The following is a 4,303-nucleotide window of genomic DNA, read 5'->3' as shown; positions in this document are numbered from 1 at the left end:
CATAGTCTTTCATATGTCCAGTATATCCTTCACTACCGCTACATATCTTACTATCACACCCTAATTCTTTTAGTTCTTTAATTATCTCTTCCATTTCATTTCCTCCATTTTCATAAGTCGTACTTTTTTCATAATCCGTCAAATTACAATTTCAAAATACTCCTCTAAATGTTCTTTAGTTATTTCAACCCAACTAAGATCGTCAGATTCGAGCCTTATTTCTCCACTTATAAATCTATAATTTTCATCCTCTGGAATATGCCAAATTGAACCCTGCTCAACAGTTTCATATTCTTCTTCAATGGTAAATCCATTATCATCACATTTTTCTAATGAAAACCCTTTGATGCATCTATATAGGCCTTTATCATTGCGTTCAATATTTATTTTTACATTTTCAGATAAAGGATATATTTCCTTAACACCTGTGGTGAATGTATTTTCTTCACTCTCTAGCACTCTTATGATAATGATTTCTTTATCAGTTATTTTTATTTCTGTTACGATTAATCTTCCCAATTATAATTTTCCCCTTTCAGTAGCCAAGGATTGCTTGACTACTGCATATTCTTTATTACAATCTTTCTGTCATTTTGCTTAACAATTTTGAAATAGCATTTTTGAATTTCTCATGATTTTGAGGATTAGTATCCTTCATTTCATCAATCAATTCTAACTGTGCTGTAAAGGTGCTTTGGAGATTTTCATAATACCTTTTAAACTTAACAACTGACTGATCACTATTTTGGCTATCTTTTTTTCTAAGCTCTTGTAATTCCTTTTCTATTTCCTCAGGTACCTTTTCAATTATTACTGGTTCAGCGGTTATTACATCGATGGGTTTGGCTTTCAATTCAGCTTCAAGTTCATCAATCTTCAAAGCTGAACTATCTACATCATTTTGCAACTCCTGGAGTGATGCTTGGAGTCTTAAAACTTCTTCATTGTCTCCGGTGCTTTCAGCTTCTCCAATAAATGATTGAAGGTCTGCAATATCTTTTTCAGATTTTTCCTTTTGTTTTCTAAGTGTATCTTGCAAGTTCTTTACATCTTTCTGTGCTTCACGTAGTACTGCATCAGTAGTTCTTCTTTCAGCCTCTGCTTTCACTTTTTCATCAAAAGCCTTCCTAGCTTCCTCTGATTTTTCATTAGCAATTTTTTTAAATTCATCTCTTTCTTTAATTGTTTTTTGCAGTTCTCTAGTTGTCATTTCATCAACTGTTTTTATTTCTCCATTGACTTCATGAGGTGCAGAAACAAATTCTTCTCTTTGTTCTTCTGGCACATCAAGCAAGGCAAATATTTTACTTGACCCCAAATCTTTCAACGCTGAAATATTTGAAAATTCATTTGCAACTCTCATGAATCTTGAAGCTGTTACATTACTAAAATCAACCTTTTCTGCTAGCCATTTTCCCCATTGTCCATGCGGTAAACTTTCCTTTACTGCTACCAATCTCTTGCCAATCTCTATAATGTTTTGTGCTGTCTGCTGCTTTAAAATTAGTATTTCAGTCGTTAATGTATCTATGTTTTGAATCTCATCCATTACGTTTCCCTCCTCCAAATTAAGCCGATATTCTTATTCTATTTTTCTTAGTCTTTTTATTTAATTTTTCTTCTGTAAATATTTTAATAAATTCTTGCACATCTACACTTGGAGATCGATTATCTTTTCCATGTATTTGAATTATAATATCCTTTTTGACTTCTATGGTGTAATAAGACTTATCAGGATCAGATGTTTTACGGATAAAAAATATATTAGTTTCTCCTTTGGCATGTCTATCTGCATAAGTACCTACACAATGACTAAGTGATTTTCCTTCTTCAATAAGTTCATTAGAACTTCTTGCTGCTCTTAGAATCAATCCATTAAATTCAAAATTATAATTGTCTAACAATTCCATCCTTCCTTGCATCTTTAAATTCAACGTTTCGTCAGCCTTTAGTTTTAATTGTTTAATAGTGTTTTGATGTGCAGTATAAAGATTCTTAGGGAAAATAACCTGTTCTTTAGCAATATCCATTCCAAGAGATATGCAATCTCGTATATAATCTTTGAACGTTGTAAGCACACTTCTTTCCATGCGATAATGTTTGTTTTTTTTAACTTTATTATATTTAACATATTGCTTATTGAAGTACTTTAAGAGACTTTTTATTGAACTGTATTCAAGCATATTTTTTAAAGAATCATAACAATCTTGATATTCAGTTGTAACTTTTATAACTTCCTCTGTAGATAGTCCCCATTTCTGTTTTTTAACATCTTGAAAAACTTTTAAAAAATTAAAAGTAACATGTACCTTCTTAGCTTTTATTTCTCTTAACTCTACCTTATTTAACTTTAATATTTGAAATATTGTTTTTCCATTCCAGTTAACAGTCCTATGAGTGGACCTTCGATTTAATTTATCTTCAACAAGATTTTCAAACCCTTCTTTTACTAAATACTCGATACCAGGATATTTTAAATACTCTTCAAAGAGCTTTACTATACTGTAGTGTCCCTGAAATTTTTTGTAGGGAATATATTGATAACTAGTACCTTTTATAGTTTTTCCTATGCTTTTAAAAGAGCAATAGCACATTTTTGTAGCTAGGTACCCTTGGTTAAAGTCAAACACTGAATTTTTCATATCCCAATCATCATCATTCCAGTAATTACTTTTTAACATAATAGCCTTTTTGTCATCAAAAATATAAATTGCACGTAAGTTGTATACTATTTTTGGATTTTTATAATCTACTGCATAATCCTTAGTTACATAATATCCTTTGCACACTACTACATTAATGTCAGCAATTGATTTTTCAAAGAAATAAAAACAAGCTTCATTCAAACAATTTTGTCTTCCATATCTAAGTAACTTAGCCCTTAAGTTAGCTCCACAGGATGGGCATATGCCGTCTTCATTATGTTTTATATCTCCAACATCATATTCATTGCTGCACTTACTACAATATCCTTTATTCACCCCATCTACTTTATTTATAAATAAGTACTCTGAATTTCCAAAAATATCTTCTTTGACAAAATCCTTTATTTCTCTAGATATATCTTTAGATACGTGATTGGTATATTCCTCATACATTTTTTTACCCCCTAAAAATCAAGTTCAACATTAAATTCAATATTTGTTTTTTTATCTTGTGCTATAGGAGCTTGGACTATATGTTCCTGAGGTTTAACTCCAACTGTAGAAACTGCTGCATCAATACCAAAATATTCTAAAACTACTTTAAACCCTTCTTGATCCGTTAACACCGCACAATTTCCAACCTTCTTTTTTTCAGCTGCCTTTTTCATTTCATTTAAACTTTGTCCAATAGTTTTGCCTACTTGAACGACTTTTTCTGCATTACTAGGGTTGTCCTGAAGGTGCTGGAGAAGAAACTCTCCAACTACATGAATGTAAGGATTATTTTTATTTCCATCTATTTCAGCTTTTAATTTTTCTATTGCTTTATTTAACATGGCTTTAACCTCCTCTTAATTAATTGTATGAAGCTTCTGGCTCTGCTTTTGGAGTAACTTCATCATTCTCATAAGTCTTATCAATTTCAATTTTTGTGTAATTCTGTGATAATTTCATCAAGAAAATTTCCATTTCATTTAAATGCTTTAGAGATCTAATATCATGAATGTGCTTGCTTTCATAAGATATGTCCCAACTAGAATTTTTTCGCTCATTATACTTACTCAATTTTATTTCAAAATTCATTTTTTCATCTTTTTCGCATTCAAATGTTAATGTAGCATATGAGAAACTACCCCAACTTTTATTATCATCTTCATCAAAGCTAAGACTAACATCAACATTTTCATAACTAACATCACAATCATATTCAACTTCAAGTTCAGAGGTATCAACATTTTCAGCAACATATTCCATCCATTTTTCATATATTTCGCTTGCTTTAATAGTTTTCATTTCATCATTTGTCATTAGTTCTTTGAAGTTCACTAGTATATTTTTGTTGTCTGCAGCTGCCGATTTTAAAACTTCTACTAAAACACTATCAAGTTTAGTTATATACTCAGAGTAATCGTAATTTTCTAAGTAAGGAATCATAACAGATTTTATTTCTTTTTCAATAACCTTAGTTACATCACCATATGAACCGAATAAGTTATCTAAGGCTTTTAGTACACCTTTTTCTAACTGCTCTGAAACCATTTTTTCAATACTTCCATCCTCTAATTTAATGCTAATTATATCTTTGATACTATTTTCTAAATTCATAATAATTTACCCCTCTCAATTTTCAATTTTTTATTACAGACTATTTAGCAGTT

General features: G+C 30.4%; 5 protein-coding genes. All 5 read right to left on the bottom strand.

Annotation, left to right across the window (positions count from 1 at the left end):
• Window positions 1-138 precede the first annotated feature (138 nt).
• Genes Ctaglu_RS23970 through Ctaglu_RS23950 form a run of 5 tightly spaced genes read right to left on the bottom strand, consistent with a single transcriptional unit; the run spans window position 139 to window position 4,250 of the window.
• On the bottom strand, window positions 139-519 hold the full coding sequence (locus Ctaglu_RS23970; protein ID WP_125006489.1) for a hypothetical protein: 381 nt from the start codon (window positions 517-519) through the stop codon (window positions 139-141).
• A 55-nt stretch (window positions 520-574) separates the two neighbouring features.
• Window positions 575-1,549, bottom strand: coding sequence for a DUF3102 domain-containing protein (locus Ctaglu_RS23965; protein WP_125006487.1), 975 nt, complete (start codon window positions 1,547-1,549; stop codon window positions 575-577).
• A 19-nt stretch (window positions 1,550-1,568) separates the two neighbouring features.
• Window positions 1,569-3,098 carry a PcfJ domain-containing protein gene (locus Ctaglu_RS23960; RefSeq protein ID WP_125006485.1) on the bottom strand — a complete coding sequence of 510 codons (1,530 nt, stop codon included), beginning with the start codon at window positions 3,096-3,098 and terminating at the stop codon, window positions 1,569-1,571.
• An 11-nt stretch (window positions 3,099-3,109) separates the two neighbouring features.
• Window positions 3,110-3,481 carry a Cas9 inhibitor AcrIIA9 family protein gene (locus tag Ctaglu_RS23955; protein WP_125006483.1) on the bottom strand — a complete coding sequence of 124 codons (372 nt, stop codon included), beginning with the start codon at window positions 3,479-3,481 and terminating at the stop codon, window positions 3,110-3,112.
• A gap of 19 nt (window positions 3,482-3,500) precedes the next feature.
• Window positions 3,501-4,250, bottom strand: coding sequence for a hypothetical protein (locus Ctaglu_RS23950; RefSeq protein ID WP_125006481.1), 750 nt, complete (start codon window positions 4,248-4,250; stop codon window positions 3,501-3,503).
• Between the last annotated feature and the right edge of the window lie 53 nt (window positions 4,251-4,303).

Source organism: Clostridium tagluense, assembly GCF_003865095.1.
Classification (GTDB): domain Bacteria; phylum Bacillota; class Clostridia; order Clostridiales; family Clostridiaceae; genus Clostridium_AD; species Clostridium_AD tagluense.
This window is presented reverse-complemented; position numbering and strand designations above follow the sequence as displayed.